This is a genomic window from Pseudomonas sp. SDO5522_S412, assembly GCF_054071215.1.
Window position 1 is genome coordinate 1 of sequence record NZ_JBSVWQ010000354.1, and the last position, 3,932, is coordinate 3,932.

Below are 3,932 nucleotides of genomic sequence, written 5' to 3' on the forward strand. Positions count from 1 at the left end.
CACATTTGGAATGCGTTTCAAATGTGGGAGCGGGCTTGCTCGCGAAAGCGTCAGGCCAGTCGCCTCAGAGCCTCTGAATGGTCACAGCACCCGCAGGCCCCGCTTGCCCCGGCTGCCCTTCCAACCCGGCCCGGCCCTTTTCGCCGCCATCCGCGCGGTACACCAGGCACCCCTTGGACTGCCCGCCTTTACCCGGCTTTCCCGCCGTGCCCGCCAAACCACCGGCTCCGCCGTCCACCCAGACCTTGATCTTCTCGCCCGGGAAGTCCTGCGGCAATTCCACACGGACCTGCGCGCCCGCAGCGCCCGGCAGCCCGTCGCCGCCGTTGTCGCCATTGGCACCGCGCCCGGCCGAACCCCAGGTGCAGCCCGGGTCTTCGCCGTTGGCACCATCCAGCCCGGCATAACCCTGGGCACCCGCGCCACCGCGGGCATCCACCGACAGCTCATCGGCCGTCAGCGAGTTAATCCGCAACACCAGGTCACGCCCCGCCTTGGCCGGGCGCTCATGGGTACCGGGAGCGCCGCGTGAGGTGATCTGGCTGCCCTGCTCCAGCTGCGCCTGACGCACCTGCAGTTGCAACGTGGTGCTACCGGGCACGATGGCGATTCGCGCGTCGCGGCCCAGGTGCAGTTCATCCACGGTCACCTGGCTGATATTGGCGGGAATCAGCAAGGTGCCGTAATCCGCCACGTCCAGTCGCTCCAGTTGCAACACACCACTGCTGTTGGGCAGGCGCATCAAGGAGTTGGTCTCGACGCTGACGCTCTGGGCCAGGGCAATGGGGCTGACCAGCAGGGCCAACAGAAAAACCTTACGCATGATTGGCCTCCTTGTTTACATCATTAGTCGGTGTCGGCGTCGAAAAGCTCTGCACATGGAACATACCCACCAGCAGGATCTGCAAGCGGTCACGCCAGGGATGGGCACGGGTTTTCACACTGCCGTTGAACAACAGCAGTTCCAGAACATGGGTCAGCAACAACAGGCTGCCGCCCAGGTTGACCAACAGGTGGAACGGGTTGATCAGCGGTGTGATCAGGTTGACCACCACCACGCCCCAGAACAGCAACGTCAATAATTTACCCAGCCCCCAAAACACCTTCATCCCGCACGCTCCCCTTGCACATTATTCTTTGGGCGCACAGTAACGACTTCTACAGGCGTTGTGCCAGTGAAGGATTAAAAAATTGATGAAGGGGCCCCTGGGGATTCCACAGGGGCCTTGAGGCGGGGTCAGCGGTTGATCTGGATTTCCACGCGGCGGTTCAGCGCGCGGCCATCAGCGGTTTTGTTATCGGCTACGGGGTGGCTTTCGCCGGCGCCGGTCACGGAGACAAAACTGCTGCGCGGGATGCCGGAACTGACCAGGTAGTCGGTCACCGAATGAGCGCGTCGTTCAGAGAGTTTCTGGTTGTAGGCATCTTTACCGACACTGTCGGTATGCCCGCTGACGCGCAACTGCGCACTCGGGGCCTCTTTTTTCAGGCGGGTGGCAATCACGTCGAGCTTGGTTTTGTCGGCAGCCGTGAGCTTCGCGGAGTCGAACTCGAAGTGCACGTCACGAATCACGATGGTTTCTTCCTTGACCACCACCACTTCCTCTTGAACCACCGCTACCGGCACCGGAGGGCAGCCATTGGCGTCGACCTGCACGCCTTTTGGCGTGCCAGGGCACTTGTCGCGACTGTCCGGTACGCCATCGCCGTCCTCGTCACCGTCGCCATGCACCCAGCAATAGGCGCCAGCCATGCCGCCAATCAGCAGTGCGCCGTAGCCTGCATAGGACGAGCTTTGGGTCGCACCAATGGCAGCACCGGTCACACCGCCGACGGCGGCACAGGTGGGCCAGTCGGTTTTTTGCAAGCCTGCGCAACCTGTCAATACTCCGGTTAGCAGAACCAAGGGTAGAGCTGTCCGCATGATGCTCATCTGACTTTCTCCTGAGGGGATCGGCGGGGGCCGACGAGTGGAGTAAAGACGGCTCTTTTCATCTGCGCCAGCGTGTCACACCCCAGTATTCATTGGGCCGAGCGGTTTATTCTCGCCGCCCGCTCTAGGCCCGCACGCTCAGGCAGGCTAGTCTCTACGGTCCTGATGTGAGGATCTTCGATGACTGCCGGTATTTCTTCCCGTACACCCCAGCAAGCGCTCGCTGCGCTGCTTGATCTTCACGCGCCCAAACGCCTGCTGTTATTGGGCGCCAGCCAGTTCCCGGCGCTGGATGCCTTTAAGGAAGCACACCCGGATACCGTGGTGTCCTTCGCCGAGCCCGGCCCCTTGCCCACCGACCTCGCGGCCCAGCGTTTTGACCTGGCGCTAGTGGTCGGTTGCCTGGAACACCTGTCAAAACCTGCGGGCCTGACCCTGCTGGGGGGCATCCGCAATCTCAATGCCAGTCGCATTGCGGTGCTGGTGGACCTGGAGGCCTGCCACTGGAAAGACACCGATTTCTTCTCCCTGGCCCTGCAAGCCAGCGAGCGTTTCCAGCGCGACGATCAGGTTTTGACGCTGTTTACCTATGATCTGCTTGACTATAAACAGGTGCCGGATTGGCTGAACGCCCGCTTCTGGGCCAACCCGCAAAATTTTGGAAAGTATTGGTGGTAACCCGATGAGTACATCCATTTGCCCCTGCGGCAGCGGCAACCTGCTGGATGCCTGCTGCGGTCATTATCACGCCGGCCACCCGGCCCCCTGCGCCGAAGCATTGATGCGTTCGCGCTACAGCGCCTATGTGCTGGGCCTGGTGGACTACCTGGTGGCAACCACCCTGCCTGCGCAGCAAGCCGGGCTGGACACGGCCGCCATCGGCGCCTGGAGCGCCCAAAGCACCTGGCTGGGCCTTTCAGTGGAAAGCTCCGAGGTGTTCGGCGGCCAGCCGGAACACGCCTTCGTGACCTTTACCGCTCGCTGGCATGACAGCACCGGCGAACACAGCCACCGCGAGCGCTCATCTTTCGTACAGAACAATGAGCACTGGTACTTTATCGACCCGACGGTGGACGTGAAGGCCGGGCGTAATGACGCCTGCGTGTGTGGCAGCGGGCAGAAATTCAAGAAGTGCTGTTCCGGCTACCTCTGACATTCATTGATACCCGACAGGCTCTCGCTTGCTATGCTGACTCTTCACACGGAGTAACGGCATGGTTTCTCAGGCGCGGGTATTCAGGACTTACAGCCTTCTGCTGGCATTGATGCTGGGGCTCTCCGGCTGCGCGTCGTGGTTCGCCGACGATACGCCCGCCCCCGAGGTGCGTCTGGTCAAGGTCGACCCCGTGCGGGTCAAGTTGCTGGAGCAGAAGTTCAAGCTGTATTTCCGCGTGGATAACCGTGACGACAACGACCTGACCGTACGCGGCCTGGTTTACAAGGTCAGCCTCGGCACGATGGTGCTGACCGAAGGCGAGTCCAACGAATGGCTGACCGTGCCACCCCACAGCCACGCTTTTTTCCGGGTATCGGTGCGCACCAACCTGTGGCCGCAGATCCGCGATGTGGTCGACATGCTGAAAAATCCGCGCGATCCCGTGCCCTATCGTCTTGAAGGCGAGTTGAAAACCGGTTTATTTATCGGGAACGACGTGCAGGTGTTGCGCAATGGCGAGATAATCCCCGGCGATTTTATTCCGGAGCGACATCGATGACTCAGCAACCCCATGTCCATGGTCCCGACTGCAACCACGATCACGATCATCATGATCACGACCACGGCCATGTCCACGGCCCGAACTGCGGCCACGCTCACCAGGAGCCGGTGCGCAATACGTTGAAGGACGTGGGTCGTAACGATCCTTGCCCGTGCGGCAGCGAGAAGAAATTCAAGAAGTGCCACGGGGCTTGAGTTAAGAAACCCGATTCTCGAAACACTGCACATCCAACTGTGGGAGCGGGCTTGCTCGCGAAAGCGCAGTGTCAGTCAACCTCTCTG

Annotated in this window: 7 protein-coding genes; 4 read left to right on the forward strand and 3 right to left on the reverse strand. The window is 61.2% G+C overall.

Annotated features, from left to right (window positions below; genetic code table 11):
• Positions 1-64: 64 nt before the first annotated feature.
• The 3 genes from ACW9I6_RS31245 to ACW9I6_RS31255 all read right to left on the reverse strand — a co-directional run bounded on the left by ACW9I6_RS31245 (position 65) and on the right by ACW9I6_RS31255 (position 1,933).
• Entirely contained in the window at positions 65-823 is a 759-nt protein-coding gene (locus tag ACW9I6_RS31245) for a collagen-like protein (protein WP_457340199.1), read from the reverse strand.
• Positions 816-1,109, reverse strand: a complete 294-nt coding sequence (locus ACW9I6_RS31250; RefSeq protein ID WP_457340200.1) for a DUF1145 domain-containing protein — start codon at positions 1,107-1,109, stop codon at positions 816-818. Before ACW9I6_RS31250 ends, ACW9I6_RS31245 begins: the two co-directional genes overlap by 8 nt.
• A 128-nt stretch (positions 1,110-1,237) precedes the next feature.
• Positions 1,238-1,933, reverse strand: a complete 696-nt coding sequence (locus ACW9I6_RS31255; protein ID WP_008432103.1) for an OmpA family protein — start codon at positions 1,931-1,933, stop codon at positions 1,238-1,240.
• A gap of 180 nt (positions 1,934-2,113) precedes the next feature.
• Here ACW9I6_RS31255 and ACW9I6_RS31260 point away from each other — a divergent pair, with 180 nt between their 5' ends.
• The 4 genes from ACW9I6_RS31260 (at position 2,114) to ACW9I6_RS31275 (ending at position 3,845) form a co-directional block, all read left to right on the forward strand.
• Entirely contained in the window at positions 2,114-2,611 is a 498-nt protein-coding gene (locus ACW9I6_RS31260; protein ID WP_177048174.1) for a DUF6231 family protein, read from the forward strand.
• 4 nt (positions 2,612-2,615) lie between these two features.
• A complete protein-coding gene (locus ACW9I6_RS31265; RefSeq protein WP_003213699.1) occupies positions 2,616-3,086 on the forward strand; it encodes a YchJ family protein in 471 nt (156 codons plus the stop codon).
• Between the two features lie 61 nt (positions 3,087-3,147).
• Positions 3,148-3,648 (forward strand): LEA type 2 family protein, encoded by a 501-nt coding sequence (locus ACW9I6_RS31270; protein WP_003213697.1) that lies wholly within the window; start codon positions 3,148-3,150, stop codon positions 3,646-3,648.
• On the forward strand, positions 3,645-3,845 hold the full coding sequence (locus ACW9I6_RS31275; protein WP_003213695.1) for an SEC-C metal-binding domain-containing protein: 201 nt from the start codon (positions 3,645-3,647) through the stop codon (positions 3,843-3,845). Before ACW9I6_RS31270 ends, ACW9I6_RS31275 begins: the two co-directional genes overlap by 4 nt.
• Positions 3,846-3,932 lie beyond the last annotated feature (87 nt).